We start from the raw sequence: 16322 nt of genomic DNA on the forward strand, positions 1-16322 counted from the left end.
GCTTTGCGCACCATCAACTGAGTTACAATAATTAATCGGTGCGCGAGGCGCACCCTACAGAAGAACCAAAATTTACAGTTAGGTCATAATGTCAAATTAATCCGCCAAAGCTTTAATCAATTCAAATCGTGGGATTTGCTGACCATCACGGGTAATCGTCTCGCTAAACATCGAAAGCGGTCGTACCCAAATGTTATACTCACCATAAAGACAGCGATAAACCACTAGCGCCTCTTCGGTTTCAGAGTGCTGCGCGGTATGCAATACTTGATACAGATTGCCTTTATAATGGCGGTAGATGCCTTGGGGAATGGTTCGTTTGGTCATTATACGTCTACCTTTATCAGTAAGCTTGGTTCAATTTTTTCATCAGTATAGCTTTTACTTCAGGCCATTCATCGGCCAACAAACTATACATTACCGTATCTGCTATAGCGCCATCACGTCGGACTCGATTGCCACGAATAACACCGTCTTTTTTTGCGCCTAAGCGTTCAATGGCTTGTTGCGAGCGTGCATTTTCGATATCGGTGCGCCATCCTACGGTTTGGTATTGCAAATTTTCAAACGCATAACTTAGCAGCATAAGCTTACAAGTGGTATTAATATGAGTACGCCAATGAGACTGTGCGTACCAAGTGTAACCAATCTCTAAGCGCTTCGCCAAAGGTAAAATATCATGATAGCTAGTTGTGCCTATGGATTTTCCTGTCTTCTCGTCAATCACTGCAAAAGCGCTGCGATTAGACATAGACTCTGCGATATTAATATAATCAACCACCTTATCTGGCTCTGGTACAGAAGTCGTGGTAATTAACCACAGCTCACCATCTTGGCAAGCTTCTCTTAAGTCTGCTGCATGCTTGAATGTTAAAGACTCAAGGGTGATACCATTGCTTGATAGTGTAGGTGAATTCAGCATTAATAAGTCCTTAAAACGGATAAATTTAAAGATAACGATATTTTAACCCACCGTCACTTTAGCAAATCCCTTTTTACCCGCCTGAATAACTACGGTCTGCCCAGACGTTAAGCTAAAACCACCATCAACCACTTCACCATCGACTTTTACTGCGCCACGTTTTACCATGTCTTTAGCGGCTGAGTTGTTCTTAGTAAGTCCAGCTTGATTCAGTATTTGAGTAATAAATAGCGCATCCGCACCTTCTAGATCTAAAGTTACTTCTGGTAAATCAACGGGCAATTCGCCATCTGCTAGTACATTACCCGCAGACTTGTGCGCATTAGCTGCCGCGTCAGCATCGTGGAAACGCTCGATTAACTCTTCGGCAAGAATGCGTTTGATTTCTTGTGGATTACGACCTTTTTCCATCTCATTCATCAATCCTTCGACTTCTTCCATTGGCTTAAAGCTTAAGAACTCAAAGTAGCGGCGAATCAGTGTATCTGGCATAGACAGAATTTTTTGATACATCGTGCCTGGCGCATCATAAATGCCGACATAGTTATTCAAAGACTTGGACATTTTATTGACACCGTCTAAGCCTTCTAGAATCGGCACAGTGATACAAACTTGTGGCTCTTGACCGTAGCGACTTTGCAGAGTACGACCCATCAGCAAATTAAAAGTCTGATCGGTACCGCCAAGCTCGACGTCGGCTTTCAACGCAATAGAATCATAACCTTGTACCAATGGGTAGAGAAACTCATGAATAGCAATTGGGGTTTGCGCGGCATAACGCTTAGAGAAATCATCACGCTCTAGCATCCGTGATACCGTGAGCTGGCTAGATAATTGAATCATATCAGCGGCTGACATGTCCTTAAACCATTCTGAGTTAAAGACAATACGGGTTTTTTCTTTATCCAAAATCTTAAAAACTTGCTCTGCATAAGTCTGAGCATTGGCCTGAATTTGCTCATCAGTCAGTGGCGGACGGGTACTGTTTTTGCCCGAAGGGTCGCCAATCTTGGCAGTATAATCCCCGATTAAGAAATAAATCTCATGACCCAGATCTTGAAAATGCTTAAGCTTGTTGATTAATACAGTATGACCCAAATGTAGATCAGGCGCAGTAGGATCAAAGCCTGCCTTGATACGTAGCGGACGGTTTTGCTTTAACTTCGCCACTAAATCCTCAGTAGATAAAATCTCTTGAGTACCGCGTTGGATAAGGGCCAGCTGTTCTTCTACAGTATATGATGATTCAGTCATGGTGCTCTCTTTATTGTCTTTTTAAATGTTTAAGTCGTAATCAAGGTTTAAACCTTTGAGGCGGTGCAAAAAATGGTAGAATTTGGCAGATATATTAGCGTTTTTTAGGATAAATTGCCATGAGTAAGCCTGCACCAGTTATTAATAACGCTCAACAAGATACTTTGTCAGATGACGATAATCTAAATTATGCCACCCTTACCGATGCTTTAGAACAAACCCTATTCGAAAACTTCGACGATGGTCTGTATGTCGGCATGATGTCGGGTACCAGCCTCGATGGTATGGATGCGGTGTTGTGTCGGTTTAATAATGATGAAAACAACACCTCAGCGCCTATGACATTATTAGCAACTTATAGCCAAGACTTCCCACTGCGTCTGCGTGAGGTGCTATTGGCACTATGTCAGCCTAATGGAATAAAGCATCTAAAACCTCAAAGCAATGAACCATCTAGCGAACCAAAGAGCGAATTGGACTGGTTCGGTTGGGCAAGTCGGGTTTATGGTGAGTTTGCCAGCGAGGTGGTTAATAAATTATTGCAGCAAGCCGATATCGATGCAGAGAATGTATTAGCTATTGGCTGTCATGGACAGACCGTACGCCATCGTCCGCACATGGGATATACTCTACAATTACTCGATGCCAATATGATCGCTGAACGCACAGGTATCAGCGTGGTCAGTGACTTTCGCCGTCGCGATATGGCCGTTGGTGGTCAAGGTGCGCCGTTAGTACCTGCCTTCCATCAAGCGTTATTTACTGATGCTAACACTACTCGGATTATGCTCAATTTAGGCGGTATCGCTAATATTGCTGTCTTGCCAGCGACTAATATTAATGCAGATGGACGAACTGAGCAGCAAGTGGTTGGCTACGATACTGGCCCTGCTAATTTATTGCTAGATGCTTGGACGCTGCTACATACCGGTAAGCATTACGATACCGCAGGCGCATGGGCGCAATCAGGCCGCGTCATCGCACCACTATTGAATCAGCTGTTGAGTCATGCGTTCTTTGCTAAAGACTACCCAAAAAGTACAGGTCGTGAAGACTTCAATTTGGCTTGGCTGCAAGAGGAGCTGCAAACATTTGACACACACTCCTCCGATACTCGCTATTCATCAGCGGACGTACAGGCGACACTGACGGAGCTGACAGCGGTAACGGCTAGCAATCAAATTAGACAATTCACCAAGTCTGAAGATACTGCTATAGAAAATGAAACAGCTGAAGTGTATGTCTGCGGTGGTGGCGCATTAAATAGCTATCTGATGGCTCGCTTGCAAGCGCATCTGCCACATTGCAAAGTGACCACTACTGCCAGCTTAGGTCTTGAGCCGACGTGGGTAGAAGCAGTCGCTTTTGCTTGGCTGGCACGGCAAACGCTAATGGGCGAAACGGGCAACCTGCCTGCGGTCACAGGCGCGAATAAAAGTGTGGTGCTAGGACAAGTTTGTTTTGCTTAGCTTGTATTCCATTGGCCTGTTATCCTAACGTCTTTTATATAAAGGGCTTTAAGTTTACAAGCGTAAACTTATCTAGCCTATAATGGTTGCTAAAATACCGAGATAGCGCTATAAATAGTAAAGCGTTAGTAGATAAGTTGTAGCAGCCATGCAATCATCAATAGTATAAATGGCAGAACCCTTTTGAATCATTAAGGATTTATTATATGAGTCAACACAGTCATTCAAACTCATCATCACAAAAACATCGTAAATCGCCACATTTTGAGCGCTCTGATGAGACGCGCGTAGTCGTCACTGGGATGGGCGCGATCACTCCACTAGGCTTGGATGTAGAGAGCACTTGGACGCGGTTGCTGGCTGGTGAAAGCGGTATCTCAACGATTGAGCATTTTGACGCCACAGATTACCGTACTCAAATTGCGGGTACAATTAAAGATTTTGACGCCAAGCAGTATATGAATGTCAAAGACGCGCGACGCTATGATAAGTTTATGCAGTATGGTATAGCAGCGACCTCTATGGCGCTAAAAGATGCAGGGTTTATCAGTGAGGTTAGTGCAGATGAAGCACCTGTACAAAATGTCGATCCAGAACGTTTTGGGGTAATCTTAGGCTCAGGTATTGGTGGTATTCAGACTATAGAAGACAGCTCTGCGATGCTCAATAGTAAAGGCCCTCGCAAAGTCTCACCCTTTATTATTCCAGGTTCTATTGTGAATATGGCAGCTGGGCTAGTGGCGATAAAGCACAACTTGCAAGGCCCTAACTTGGCGACTGCGACTGCTTGCACCACTGCGACCCATGCTATCGGCTTAGCCGCACGGCTTATCGCTTATGGTGATGCCGATGTGATGGTAGCAGGCGGCAGTGAGAAAGGCTCAAGCCCGCTTGGTATGTCAGGCTTTGCCGCGATGCACGCCCTATCGACACGTAATGACGAGCCCACTCGTGCCTCGCGTCCGTTCGACAAAGATCGCGATGGCTTTGTGCTTGGAGATGGTTCAGGCATGATGGTTCTTGAGAGCTTAGCTCATGCTAAAGCTCGCGGCGCAACTATATTGGCTGAGATGGTGGGCTTTGGCATGAGCGATGATGCCAGTCATATCACCTCGCCGCCTGAAGACGGTCGCGGTGCAGCGCGAGCTATGCAAAACGCAGTTAATGACGCAGGGATTGATGCCTCGCAAGTCGGTTATGTCAACGCTCATGGTACGAGTACGCCAGCGGGCGACGTGGCTGAGTCAATTGCGATCGAGACGGTATTTTCTGCGGTAAAAGACAGTATATTAGTCAGCTCAACGAAGTCTATGACCGGTCATTTGCTGGGCGCGGCAGGTGGCATCGAGGCGATATTTACAGTGCTAGCATTGCAACATCAGCAAGTACCGCCGACGATCAATCTGGATAATCTTGAGGATAACTGTAATCTTGATTATGTCGCCAATCAATCACGCAAAGTTGATGATTTAAATTATGCAGTGTCGAATAGCTTTGGCTTTGGTGGTACCAATGGCTCCTTAGTATTCGCCCGTTGGCAGGCTTAGCTTTTATATTTCACCCGATGCTATCCTAGTAGAATAAGGTTTATATTAATTTTGCTACGTTTGCACCCTTGCAGCCTCTTATCGACCTTGGGTATGATAAGGGGTATTTTTCATTCTGGAAGCCACTATGTCAAGCTATTCGTTTTCCCATCAATTTTATCAGCACTGGACGGGCGCGCCCAAGCCAGTACGGGCAGCGATCGTACAAGAGCTGACCGATATTACTGATTTACTGCAAACTGAGATTCCGTTTGAAAAATTTGTCTTTACCACTCATGATCTCGATGCGCACCTCGATGACTTATATTGTGTCTATGATCTACAACAAGCAGCGGCGCAAAGACAAGCTGACGAGCAAGCGGCCGAACAACAAAAATTAGAAGAGCAAAGACAGCTTGAAGCGCTTGAGAATGAAGCCAAAGAAAAGCAGCAGCAAGCTGAACGGCAACAAATAGAAGCATTAGCCTATACAGAAAATGCTGTAGAAAATACTGATATCAAAAACGAAGACTCTAAGCAGCCAAATAGCAAAGGTACACCGAACAAAAAAGCCACTACTCTTACTACTCCCGTAAAAGCGGTTACGGACAATCTAAATATAGAGTCAGCTATTGATCTGAAGCTAAAGAACACTAAGCTAAACGTTGAGCATGAGGCATTATTCAGCGAGCTTGAAGGTCAGATCGATGATTATCTTACCGAGCAGATGCTACAGATGTCTGAAAACTTAAAATCTTGGCTACGTGCTGAGATCAGTCGTCAATTGGCGGATAAAGAGTAAAATTTTAAATATTGTTCTAGTCAAAATAGGGATTGTTTAGAATAAAAAAGCTACTCTTAACTAAAGTTAAAACCTATTTTTTGTTATTAGGTATTCTTACTTTAAAAGTCTTTTGCTGGGCTAAAGCCACAGCCTACGCGACATTAACTACATTTTTGCTAACTCAAAGTTTATATATATCTTATAGGTTATTACAAAAAGTAATTTCTATTAATAATTTGGGCTATGCCGTAGGCTGGTGCTTTTAGCCCAGCATCTTTTCCTCGTGTTATAGAAAAGCGCTCAGTAATTACTTACTGAGCGCTTTTCTATTGGCTTTGAAAATTGCCCTTTAAAACAAACTGCTTTTATATCGCTTGGGTACGCTCAGTTAACCACTCCAACGCTGCGCCTGATACTCGGCTCTTTAGCTCAGTATAGACTTGGCTATGATAATTGTTAAGCCAGTCAATCTCGACTTGGTTAAGCAGTGACTTATCAATCAGGCGCGTATCAATCGGACAATAGGTTACTGTTTCAAAGTATAAAAACTCACCAAACTCAGTCTCAATCGGATTAGCGACCGCTCGGCTAACGACTAAATTCTCAATACGAATACCCCATTTGCCTTCGCGATATAGACCTGGCTCATTACTGGTAATCATATTGGCTCTCATGGCGCGCTCTTTAGTATTAGGCGCGTTATAAGAGATACCTTGTGGGCCTTCGTGTACATTTAAAAAATAACCAACACCATGACCTGTGCCATGTCCATAATCCATCTGCGCTTGCCATAACGGCGCACGGCAGATCGCATCGATAGCAGGCGATGAGATACCCTCAGGGAAATAAGCATTGGCCAAGGCAATATGCGCGCGGAGCACGGTAGTAAAGTCGCGCTTATGCTCGCTAGTGACTTGCCCAATACCGACGACGCGAGTGATATCCGTCGTACCGTTTTGATATTGCGCGCCTGAATCTATCAGTAATAGTCCGCCCGCGCCTTTCTCGACGTCTAGATAGCTAAACTTTTGCGGTGTCGCCCGATAATGCGGCAATGCCCCGTTTTCATTAAAGCCTGCAATGGTCGGAAAGCTTGGCGAGACATAGTTTGGCTGCTGACTACGCACGGCTATCAACATACTATCGACGTCCAGCTCGCTGAGGCGCTCGCCTTTGTCTAAGCGCTGTTCAAACTCTGCGAAGAACTGGCATAATGCCGCGCCATCTTGACGCATGGCTTCGCGAACATGCTCAATATCAGCATCTGACTTGACAGATTTGAGCATCGTGCTCGGTGCTATTTGCTCAATAAAACCGACATTATCGACTATCTCAGACAAAGTACCAACGGCAACTTTACTGGGATCCAATAGCAATAAATCATCAGGGGTTAATTGACCTAAAGCACCTTGTATCGCCTCATAATCTGCTAAATCAATACCGCTATCTGCTAAGCTTTGCGCAATTTCACTGCTGACTTTATTATTATCAATAAACAAAATAGCAGTATCGGCATCAATCAGCATATGCGCCAAAAACACAGGATTGTAATCGACATCAGCACCACGCAAATTAGTCAGCCAAGCGATATCATCTAAGCTCGATAATAAATGATGACTCGCACCTGACTCCGTCATGCCAGCACGTACTGCGGCAAGCTTTGAGGCCGCTGATTGAGCCAAGAATTGCGCATCATGCTGATATAGCTTGGCGTTCGGTAATGCTGGACGCTCCGCCCAAATCTGAGAGATAATATCTCGATCGGTAATCAAGGTTATATCATTGGCCTCAAAAGCATCGAGCAATTTATCTTGTTCGCTAATAGACAACACATTGCCATCGACAGCGACGCTATCGCCCTCGCTTAAATGCTCAGCGAGCCAGTCAATATGATTGAGCTGATTAGCAGCACCGAGCTTTTGCAGCTCAATACCTGTCTCTGCTAGCTCATCCGCCGCATGTACCCAATAGCGGCTATCCGCCCAAAGTCCTGCAAAGTCAGCGCTCACAACTAGCGTGCCTGCTGAACCCGTAAACCCTGATAGCCATTCGCGGGTTTGCCAATACTCTGGCAGATACTCGGACAAATGCGGATCGGCTGATGGCACGATAATGGCGGTCAAATCTTGCTTAGCGAGTTGCGCGCGTAAGTCAGCAATGCGCTGTTGGATATCGGCTTTGGAAGGAATATTTTGGCTGGTCATAAGATCTCTTTTTTATTGGTTTGGATATATAAATGGTCAGGTTGCTATTCTATATGGAGCGCACTACCCATATTCCAAGCCAGAGGCTGTTAGCAGTGATAAATTATATAAAAGCTGAACAATCATTTGTCATTTGTGTAGTAGCTCGCTATTCTTATCCCAAGCTTACGGCAGCGCATACCGCCCTCGATAAAGCGGTGGACAAAGCTTATGGCTATAAAGGTAAAGGCGATGATGCGAGTCGGGTTGAGTTTTTATTAAAGCGTATTGCGGATAGTGAGTGGTTAGAGGGTTAGATTTTGTAGAGTGCATTTCATGCACCCTTAAGATTATCAAAATTAATAATTATTACTCCAAAATATCCGACGCTCAATATGAGAATCTTACACAATAAGGCCTATGGCAGCGTCGTTTTCATGAACACCAAATAAACAGCGAAGAAGACTTTATAAAGCACATCGACTATATACATTACAATCCCGTAAAACAGGGGCTGGCTGAAAGAGCAGCTGATTGGAATTATTCTAGCTTTCGTCGTTATGTACAAAGTGGTTTTTATTCAGTAGATTGGGACGAGAGTGTCATTGAGTTTTCAGCAGATTTTATAGAAGGTTTAGAGTGACGATAATGGTGCTTAAAAAGCACCCTACGTAGGTTCTAAAGAATTCATAATTATGAGTTTTTGTAGGGTGCGTTCCACGCACCGATGGTTAGCAATAGCTTCATTATCAGTGCGTAAAACGTACCCTACACCTGATAAACGTTAAAAAGCTTCACTGTTAGAAAATTATAAACTTTCTCTTGCACTAATATAATACTGGGCTAAAAGCACCAGCCTACGCGAAAATCCTTCCCACTATTAACTATTAATCAAAAAAACTCGCCCTCCATTATAGAGAGCGAGTTTTTTCTTATCGAGACTTATTAGAGTTTATTGAACAACCGAACCAATAACTTATTGTGCAGCTACTGGTGGATTGACCGTACCCTCAACCTGATCCGATGGCCCGACCAATTCAGTCTCTTGCACAGCAGCTTGATTTACCGTGCCATCGGCAGTGGCGCTAGCAGCACCCGTCGCTACTACTGCATCACCCGTACTAGGGTCAGGCGTTACCGTAGCAGCACCTACCATATCTTCTGCGGCAGGCTCCCCTGCTCCTATATCCGACTCTACTGGATCAGCCTCTACAGCTGCGGCCGCTGGCGCAGCAGCTGGCTCAGCCGCGATAACCGCAGCTTCATCAGCGGCTATCGACTCAGCCGTAGGCTCAGCACTGATATGCTCGCCTGCTGGACGCAAAAAGGCTGAAATGCCAATAAGCAACACGATGCCTAAAAATAAGCCGACGCCAACTAAGGCAAGTAAAAACTCTTTTTTTGGACTGTTATTGACAACATGTTCTGACATAGCCTATCACCCTTACAACAAAGAATATTTTAAATATTGAGCTATTATATCGCAATTTATAGCGATTTGTTAAATCCCTCACCTATTTAAAGGAATTATTATGTTAGCCACAATGGTTTACGAGCTTATTCAATAGCTACTTACCCAACCGCGCTCTTGCAATACTGTTTTTGCCCAAATAACTGAGCAATAGCAGTAAGCTGATAAAGATCAAAATAGGCGCATTACCAAAAGTCGTATACGGCGTATGGCCGACTCGCGCCTGAATAGTACCGCGCAATACCGTACGCTCAAACTGCGGCGCACGCTTAACGATCTGACCTCTATGATCAATGATTGCCGTTACCCCAGTATTGGTCGCACGCATGAACCAGCGTCCGTTCTCAAGCGCACGCATCTGTACCATTTGCAGATGTTGCAGAGGACCTGCCGAAGTGCCAAACCAAGCATCATTCGATATCGTTAATAAAAAGTCGGTATCGATGGCGTTTTTGCGCGTGGTATCGGGATACGCCACTTCATAACAAATCGCTGAGCCTAGATTATGACCGCGCACGCGCAATGGCGACTGTTGATCATCACCACGGCTATAGCTGAGCATCTCTTGACTACCTGCCAGACCAGGCAATAGATCTAGCGTGCCTTGAAAAGGAATATACTCCCCATACGGCACCAAGCGCTGCTTTTTATACAGACCCTCTGCCTGTGCACCGAGCGCTATGACGCTATTATAGAAGGGTGCGTATTTATCAGTGCTCGGATCGAACGCTGCCTCATCCTTATAGGGAATACCCGTGACCCAAGTGGTATCCGTCTCCTTGGCTATCTCGACCATTTCACCGATAAAGCCGACTGCCTCCGTCTGAAACATCGGAATGGATGACTCAGGCCATAGCACAATGTCACGGCCCCACTCGCTACGAGTGAGGGTTGCATATATCTTGAGCGTCTCCACTTGGAACTCAGTGAGCCATTTTAAGTCTTGCGGGATATTGCCTTGGATGAGCGATACCGAAAGATCTGGCGTACCCTTGGGCTTCGTCCACTGCGGATCAGCCAGCCACAGCGAGGTGCTAACGACTAGCAGGGCAAATGAGGCCAATAGATAGCCGCCACGATTGCGCATCTGCTCAACCACACTAGCTGCGAGTAATACCGCCACAAAAGTCACGGCAAATATACCCGCCACAGGCGCAAGTGACGATAGCCAATACTGCTCAGTAAAGGCATAACCAATAAACAACCAAGGAAATCCTGTGAACAGCCATGTCTTAAGCCACTCTTGAAATACCCAAAGCGCGGCAAAAGCGAAAGGCTGCTTGCCAACTACCCGATTGAATAATAGCGCCATAAAGCCATGAAACAGCCCCATAATCAGACCCATGATGGCGATCAAAATCAGCGCAAGCCACGCTGGCGTATCGCCGTAATCATGAATAGAGGTATAAAGCCAAAAAGCGCCAACGCACCACAGCCCTGTACCATAAGCTTCACCAATAATAAAAGCGCGCTTGCCGCTCATCTCGGGCAATAACAGCGCATATAAAATCGCAGGCGATATCAAAGCCAATGGCCAGAACCCATAAGGCGCTAGCGCTAAAGTAAATGACGCCCCTGCAAGCCCAGCCAGCACAATCAGCAGACCTAACGGTCTTTTTTTCGACTTGTTCGCATTGAGACGCTTTTGCAAATCATCAGTAGACAGACGCATAGTTATTACCTAAAACCTTAAACTTAGAACCGAACGACAAATTTTTAGTGTTTTTAATGTAAAGAGGCTGTTTACGCATCCGCTCAAATTAAATGCGACTATGATACCAGCCTGCGCCAATAAAGGGGTAAATTTGCGTAGTTAGGTTAGACTGCTAACCATAAAAAACACGGCCGTAGCCGTGTTTTTTTATTTATGTCTAAGACTAATTTATCAATAAAATTAATGACTACCAATCAATACCTGATTATCCGCTTTTATATTGGTCAGCTCAAGATCGTTAATAGAGCGCCCTTCTACATCAGTAATAGTGATTTTCCAGTCATCTATCTCGACGCTCTCGCCCTCTAAGTCACTGACATAACCGAGCGCCTGCATGACTAAACCGCCCATCGTATCGACATCGGTATCATCAAAATGGCTGCCTAGCTCATCGTTACAGTCTTCAATCACCGTCGAGGCTTGCACGCACCAAGTATTAGGCTTTTCAGGATGGATGACAATATTATTGATATCGCTGTCTTCATCAAAGTCATCATGCTCATCGACGATATCACCGACGATTTCTTCTAATAAATCCTCCATCGTCACCACACCTGCAAAGTTACCGAACTCGTCAACGACGATTGCCATATGCACTTGGGTGCGTTGCAGTGAGCGTAAAAGGGTATCGGAACGTGCATTTTCACTGATATACAATGGCTGGCGCACTAAGTCTTTAAGACGTTTGCTATCGATTTTTTCGTCTTGATCGCGCACCATATAGACGAGCAGCGGAATCAAGTCTTTTGCCAGTAAAATACCGATCACTGCATCGTCATCTTGGCTGTCAAATACAGGATAGCGTGAGTGCGTGGTCTCTAAGATGATATCCATGACCTCAGCCAGACTAGTACTTTCGTGCAGGCTGATAACTTGTGGGCGCGGGGTCATGATCTCCCGCACTTGGGTGGCGGGCAAGTCCAATACGCCCTCGAGCATATCAACCGTATCAGGCTCTAAAAACCGGCGCGATTCCTGCACCAGATTGATTAGCTCATCACGGGTTTCGGGGGCGGTCGATAGCCAGCGTTTTAAGCCGCGCATCGACCAGCTACTCGGGCTGGGAGTGTCTTCAGACATGGTAACGTGAGTTAACCTCTTTGGTTGGTAGATATAGATAAAGTATAAACCGTTAGATGGGGATAAAATAGCTAACATCAAACGGGTAGCAAATTAGTTTCACTTTATCGCAAGCCTTTATCACATTCAACGATAAATTTATGCAAATTGTATTGTCAGTGTGATATAAATTTTGCTATGGTCAAAACATTGATTTCATTATTCATTTTAATATACATCTTAACATTGATTTCACCACTTACTTCAACAACTACTTAAGTAACGCAATCCTATGTCGCTCAGCTCCTCTCTTAAATCATGGTTATCAAAGCGTACTGCAAACAAACAGGCTCTAAACCGACCACCAAGCATTGAGCCTACTAAGCATAAGCCGCTTAGCTGGTGGCGATTACTCATACGTTTGCTTATTTTGATTACCTTGATACTCTCGGCAATCTGGCTGTTGCTGGCTATTTGGTATCAGTTTGGCGCTCTATCAGCCATCACTTGGCTGGCAGCAGTCATAGTAGTAGGTTTATTAGCGGCATTAATTACTTCGCGCTATCTACCAAAGCTAACTGATAAGCTAGCTTATAAGCTGATGAATAAACCCGCGCTTACTACCCACAATCGACGCCGATACTCAAGGGTCTTACTGGCAGGCTATACCAGCGTTTGGCTGCTCGGTCTTGGCTGGTTTTTCTCTATTGAAGCCAAACAGGAGCGCAACTGGCAGCCTGATGTCAGTGAAGTAGTCAGCTATACTCGCGACGCTAATAATCCTAACTTGATAACCTTTACTAACGTGCGTAACTTCGACTGGCATGCGCCGCGCGGTGATGGCGAGATTACCTCCGATGCGCGCTGGGAGACTCGTACGGTCGATATGTCCAAGCTGTCAGGCGTCGATATATTTAATTCGTATTGGATGGGGCCATTGATTGCGCACACCTTAGTTAGTTTTCGCTTTGAAGATGATCGGCCGCTCGCTTTCTCCTTTGAGATTCGCAAAGAGGACGATGAGACATTTTCGGCATTAGCTGGGTTTTTTCGCCGCTTTGAGCTGAGCCTGATTGCTAGCGAGGAGCGTGATATTATTTATACTCGTACTAATGCGCGCGGCGAGCAAGTGTATCTATTCCCTGTTAGTCACTTGCAGCAAAGCGAGGTTCAGTCGCTATTTGAGTCTTATCTTATCGCGGTCGATGGCTTAAAGGCACAGCCGTCTTGGTATAATACTTTTACCAGTAACTGTACTAATATTATTTTTTATATGGCGCGGATCGTCAGCGGTGAGCGCCTGCCTTGGGATTATCGTATTTGGGTGTCGGGCTGGCTGCCCAATTATCTGTACGATATCGGCATGCTAGATGCTGATATTAGTTCTAATGATGCTGGCACTGACGCTAATTCTGAGCAAAATGATAACCAAGAAAGCACTGAGCCGTGGTCGATGGAGCAATGGTATGAGCGTGCGCATATCAATCCAAAAGTGCGCGGCTTTGATAATAGCGCTAATTTAGACGTCAGTAATAACAGCGCTGAGTTTTCTAGGCAGATTCGCCAAGGTATTCCAATTCCGCCACTGGCTGATACGCAAGTTGAAGCTGAGGATAAGGCTCTTGCGCAGGCTAAGATGACTGTTGAATAGAATGTGTGATTAAAGCGTAATGATACGATTTTGATCTCAGGTTTCAATTTTTATTTCAATATAAAGATTTGCCCCTGAATTTTTACCTACTAGTTTGAATATAAATAGCTATCGAATATTGTTTGAATGCATCTTGCTTAAAATGATAAATGTATTTTGGCGATACGGCTTTGATTGTAGTTAATGTAGTCACCTTAATAGCATACTCATTGGGATCGTTATTATCATAATAAATTGCTGCCACCGACTCTCCTAAGTGCTCTGCAATTGCTTTGATCAGTGGCGAGCTAATCCCTTGCAATAATAATCGGCGCTGCGCCTCTTTAATAGAGACGTCAAAATTTTGCGCATAAAACCAAGGCGCTGCATTTATCCCTGACTCGGTTAAAATATTAAAATAGCAATCGGGCAATGGCTCATCTTTGTATAATTTATCCGCTAGTGCCTCTATTTTTTGCCAATCTATAGTCATAGTTTCCACAGTTTTAGCAGCTGGTTTATCAAATAGCTTTTGCTCATACTCTAACCTTAGCTTTCAAGGCGTCACCCAATTCACCACTCGCGGCTCCATCTCTTCATCACTCATACCGACCTCAGAGACACAGCGCCCAGCGATACCAACATTTGCCGCGCGCATTTGCTGCTGAGTCGCTACCGCATCTCCAGTCAATAATAGATGCCACGCTGGCAAGGATTGACCTTTATATAAGCGCTTATAGGCACAGTGTGCAGGCAGCCACATCATAGAGGGCAGCTTGCCGATAGTAAGCTGAATGCAGTCAGGTACATACTCTTGGCGCGTGGCGTAATGCTGACAGTATCCCGTCTCGCAGTTCATCAGCTGACAGGCGACATCGGTATACTCAACTAAAGCCTCATCGACATTGCCTTCTTCATCCTCATCAACGTATTTAATCAGACAGCAACTACCGCAGCCATCACATAGAGCCTCCCACTCGCTATGATTTAGCTCATTGAGTGCAAAGCGCGTCCAAAATTGTAGACGCAGCTCTGTGCTTTTTGGTTCTGTACTGACTAACTCAGTACTTTCTAACTCAGTACTTTTGGGACCTGAAATCTCTACTTTAGGTTTTTCAGGTGCAGACGATGAGCTAGCTTTTGGCTTGCTGGCGGATGATAAAAAATTTAAATTCATAGGATCAGCTTTTAATAGGTGGCTTGTAGGAAACAATGGGATAAGTAGCAACCATTTTGATAACGAGCGTTACAGTATTATAGCTGTTTTTACGTGATTTGGGCGTTAAGGTAGAACGGTTGAATAAAAGGTAAGGTATTAATATATAGAATCATCTGTTAATACCTTACTAAAAACTGCACTAAAAAAAGGATAATAATATGTCTATCAAGACTTTTGAATTAATCAGTACCACTGAAAATGGCGTACAGCTAATCAGCTATGTCGCACTACCTGAGAGCGCCAGCAATGACAATCCAGTCACGGGTATTTTAGTAGCGCCAGAATGGTGGGGCGTGGTCGAGCATCCAAAATCAGTCACTGAGCGCTTAGCAAAAGCGGGCTATGCGGCTGTCGCTATGGATGTGTTTGGCGAAGGTAAACTCACCACCGACGCGGCAATGGCGAATATGTGGATGGAGCAAGTGCTCGCTGACCAAGATATGCTGATGGCACGTTGTCAGCTGATCTTAAATGACTTTAGCGATCAGATGGGTGTCAATGGTGATAATGTTGGCGCGATTGGCTTTTGTTTCGGTGGTAAAGTCGTGTTAGATATGGCGCGCGAGGGTATGCCTCTCAAAGCTGTCGCGACTTTCCATGGTAACTTATCACCAAAGCAGCCTGCGGATAAAAACTTTGCCGCCAAAGTATTAGTTGCGCATGGTGGTGCTGATTCTATGGTAACGATGGATGCAGTAGAGGGCTTCAAAAAAGAGATGGAGGCAGCAGGTGTCGATTATACCGTCGATGTCTATGACGATGCTAAGCATGGCTTTACCAATCCACAAGCCGATAAACGCGCGGCAGATAATGATGCCGATTTAGGTTACAACGAGGCCGCTGCCAAGCAAAGCTGGGATAAAATGATGGACTTTATGAAAGCTAACTTGGGCTAGTTTGTTCTATCTTTTTCATCCTGTCTTAAAGGCGTAGGGTGCACTCTATCGCACTAATTATTTTTTATATTATCGCACTGGTGCGCTGGGCACACCCTACAAAAACTAAGCAGAGTATATTAATTATATTCTGCTTTTTTATGTGCTAAGCGTAGCTGGACTTACGTCTTTCTTAAATAACATCGTCACCGCATT

Annotated in this window: 15 protein-coding genes; 6 read left to right on the forward strand and 9 right to left on the reverse strand. The window is 44.8% G+C overall.

Translation table 11 applies throughout. The annotated features are described in order from the left end of the window. Nucleotides 1-96: 96 nt before the first annotated feature. Genes Q9G97_RS12115 through tyrS form a run of 3 tightly spaced genes read right to left on the reverse strand, consistent with a single transcriptional unit; the run spans nucleotide 97 to nucleotide 2176 of the window. The gene (locus Q9G97_RS12115; RefSeq protein WP_305899016.1) at nucleotides 97-327 is read right to left on the reverse strand and encodes a DUF1653 domain-containing protein; all 231 of its coding nucleotides are present in this window, start codon (nucleotides 325-327) and stop codon (nucleotides 97-99) included. Between the two features lie 16 nt (nucleotides 328-343). Then, nucleotides 344-922 carry a GNAT family N-acetyltransferase gene (locus Q9G97_RS12120; RefSeq protein ID WP_305899017.1) on the reverse strand — a complete coding sequence of 193 codons (579 nt, stop codon included), beginning with the start codon at nucleotides 920-922 and terminating at the stop codon, nucleotides 344-346. Nucleotides 923-964: 42 nt separating this feature from the next. Further along, the gene (gene tyrS, locus Q9G97_RS12125; RefSeq protein ID WP_305899018.1) at nucleotides 965-2176 is read right to left on the reverse strand and encodes a tyrosine--tRNA ligase; all 1212 of its coding nucleotides are present in this window, start codon (nucleotides 2174-2176) and stop codon (nucleotides 965-967) included. 119 nt (nucleotides 2177-2295) lie between these two features. On the opposite strand from tyrS, the gene Q9G97_RS12130 reads away from it, so the two are divergent. From Q9G97_RS12130 to Q9G97_RS12140, 3 genes are all read left to right on the forward strand, one after another. Continuing rightward, nucleotides 2296-3645, forward strand: a complete 1350-nt coding sequence (locus Q9G97_RS12130) for an anhydro-N-acetylmuramic acid kinase (protein ID WP_305899019.1) — start codon at nucleotides 2296-2298, stop codon at nucleotides 3643-3645. Between the two features lie 206 nt (nucleotides 3646-3851). Next, nucleotides 3852-5192, forward strand: coding sequence for a beta-ketoacyl-ACP synthase II (gene fabF, locus Q9G97_RS12135; RefSeq protein ID WP_305899020.1), 1341 nt, complete (start codon nucleotides 3852-3854; stop codon nucleotides 5190-5192). Nucleotides 5193-5319: 127 nt separating this feature from the next. After that, a complete protein-coding gene (locus Q9G97_RS12140; protein WP_227680283.1) occupies nucleotides 5320-5973 on the forward strand; it encodes a hypothetical protein in 654 nt (217 codons plus the stop codon). Between the two features lie 347 nt (nucleotides 5974-6320). Here the strand turns inward: Q9G97_RS12140 and Q9G97_RS12145 are convergent, their stop codons facing one another. Next, nucleotides 6321-8159 (reverse strand): aminopeptidase P family protein, encoded by a 1839-nt coding sequence (locus Q9G97_RS12145; RefSeq protein WP_305899021.1) that lies wholly within the window; start codon nucleotides 8157-8159, stop codon nucleotides 6321-6323. Between the two features lie 32 nt (nucleotides 8160-8191). On the opposite strand from Q9G97_RS12145, the gene Q9G97_RS12150 reads away from it, so the two are divergent. After that, complete coding sequence (locus tag Q9G97_RS12150) at nucleotides 8192-8455, forward strand: type IIL restriction-modification enzyme MmeI (protein ID WP_305899022.1); 264 nt, start codon at nucleotides 8192-8194, stop codon at nucleotides 8453-8455. Between the two features lie 659 nt (nucleotides 8456-9114). Here Q9G97_RS12150 and Q9G97_RS12155 read toward each other — a convergent pair. The 3 genes from Q9G97_RS12155 to Q9G97_RS12165 all read right to left on the reverse strand — a co-directional run bounded on the left by Q9G97_RS12155 (nucleotide 9115) and on the right by Q9G97_RS12165 (nucleotide 12403). Continuing rightward, nucleotides 9115-9570 (reverse strand): hypothetical protein, encoded by a 456-nt coding sequence (locus Q9G97_RS12155; RefSeq protein WP_305899023.1) that lies wholly within the window; start codon nucleotides 9568-9570, stop codon nucleotides 9115-9117. A gap of 136 nt (nucleotides 9571-9706) precedes the next feature. After that, nucleotides 9707-11281, reverse strand: a complete 1575-nt coding sequence (gene lnt, locus Q9G97_RS12160) for an apolipoprotein N-acyltransferase (RefSeq protein ID WP_305899024.1) — start codon at nucleotides 11279-11281, stop codon at nucleotides 9707-9709. 222 nt (nucleotides 11282-11503) lie between these two features. Further along, nucleotides 11504-12403 carry a CBS domain-containing protein gene (locus tag Q9G97_RS12165; RefSeq protein WP_201570360.1) on the reverse strand — a complete coding sequence of 300 codons (900 nt, stop codon included), beginning with the start codon at nucleotides 12401-12403 and terminating at the stop codon, nucleotides 11504-11506. Between the two features lie 271 nt (nucleotides 12404-12674). Here Q9G97_RS12165 and Q9G97_RS12170 point away from each other — a divergent pair, with 271 nt between their 5' ends. Then, nucleotides 12675-14033, forward strand: coding sequence for a DUF4105 domain-containing protein (locus Q9G97_RS12170; RefSeq protein WP_305899025.1), 1359 nt, complete (start codon nucleotides 12675-12677; stop codon nucleotides 14031-14033). Between the two features lie 82 nt (nucleotides 14034-14115). Here Q9G97_RS12170 and Q9G97_RS12175 read toward each other — a convergent pair whose 3' ends face one another. Both Q9G97_RS12175 and Q9G97_RS12180 read right to left on the reverse strand, forming a co-directional pair. Next, nucleotides 14116-14505, reverse strand: a complete 390-nt coding sequence (locus Q9G97_RS12175; RefSeq protein ID WP_305899026.1) for a hypothetical protein — start codon at nucleotides 14503-14505, stop codon at nucleotides 14116-14118. Between the two features lie 63 nt (nucleotides 14506-14568). After that, nucleotides 14569-15042, reverse strand: coding sequence for a YcgN family cysteine cluster protein (locus tag Q9G97_RS12180; RefSeq protein WP_305900338.1), 474 nt, complete (start codon nucleotides 15040-15042; stop codon nucleotides 14569-14571). 347 nt (nucleotides 15043-15389) lie between these two features. Here Q9G97_RS12180 and Q9G97_RS12185 point away from each other — a divergent pair, with 347 nt between their 5' ends. Further along, a complete protein-coding gene (locus Q9G97_RS12185; protein WP_305899027.1) occupies nucleotides 15390-16127 on the forward strand; it encodes a dienelactone hydrolase family protein in 738 nt (245 codons plus the stop codon). Nucleotides 16128-16322: the final 195 nt, after the last annotated feature.

The sequence above is a fragment of the Psychrobacter sp. M13 genome (assembly GCF_030718935.1).
GTDB lineage: Bacteria > Pseudomonadota > Gammaproteobacteria > Pseudomonadales > Moraxellaceae > Psychrobacter > Psychrobacter immobilis_G.

Coding starts and splice junctions, on each gene's coding strand:
- Q9G97_RS12155 (WP_305899023.1), bottom strand. CDS start 9,570: ATGTCAGAACATGTTGTCAATAACAGTCCAAAAAAAGAGTTTTTACTT.
- Q9G97_RS12130 (WP_305899019.1), top strand. CDS start 2,296: ATGAGTAAGCCTGCACCAGTTATTAATAACGCTCAACAAGATACTTTG.
- Q9G97_RS12165 (WP_201570360.1), bottom strand. CDS start 12,403: ATGTCTGAAGACACTCCCAGCCCGAGTAGCTGGTCGATGCGCGGCTTA.
- Q9G97_RS12150 (WP_305899022.1), top strand. CDS start 8,192: ATGGTCAGGTTGCTATTCTATATGGAGCGCACTACCCATATTCCAAGC.
- Q9G97_RS12170 (WP_305899025.1), top strand. CDS start 12,675: ATGTCGCTCAGCTCCTCTCTTAAATCATGGTTATCAAAGCGTACTGCA.
- Q9G97_RS12175 (WP_305899026.1), bottom strand. CDS start 14,505: ATGACTATAGATTGGCAAAAAATAGAGGCACTAGCGGATAAATTATAC.
- tyrS (WP_305899018.1), bottom strand. CDS start 2,176: ATGACTGAATCATCATATACTGTAGAAGAACAGCTGGCCCTTATCCAA.
- fabF (WP_305899020.1), top strand. CDS start 3,852: ATGAGTCAACACAGTCATTCAAACTCATCATCACAAAAACATCGTAAA.
- Q9G97_RS12185 (WP_305899027.1), top strand. CDS start 15,390: ATGTCTATCAAGACTTTTGAATTAATCAGTACCACTGAAAATGGCGTA.
- Q9G97_RS12140 (WP_227680283.1), top strand. CDS start 5,320: ATGTCAAGCTATTCGTTTTCCCATCAATTTTATCAGCACTGGACGGGC.
- Q9G97_RS12145 (WP_305899021.1), bottom strand. CDS start 8,159: ATGACCAGCCAAAATATTCCTTCCAAAGCCGATATCCAACAGCGCATT.
- Q9G97_RS12115 (WP_305899016.1), bottom strand. CDS start 327: ATGACCAAACGAACCATTCCCCAAGGCATCTACCGCCATTATAAAGGC.
- lnt (WP_305899024.1), bottom strand. CDS start 11,281: ATGCGTCTGTCTACTGATGATTTGCAAAAGCGTCTCAATGCGAACAAG.
- Q9G97_RS12120 (WP_305899017.1), bottom strand. CDS start 922: ATGCTGAATTCACCTACACTATCAAGCAATGGTATCACCCTTGAGTCT.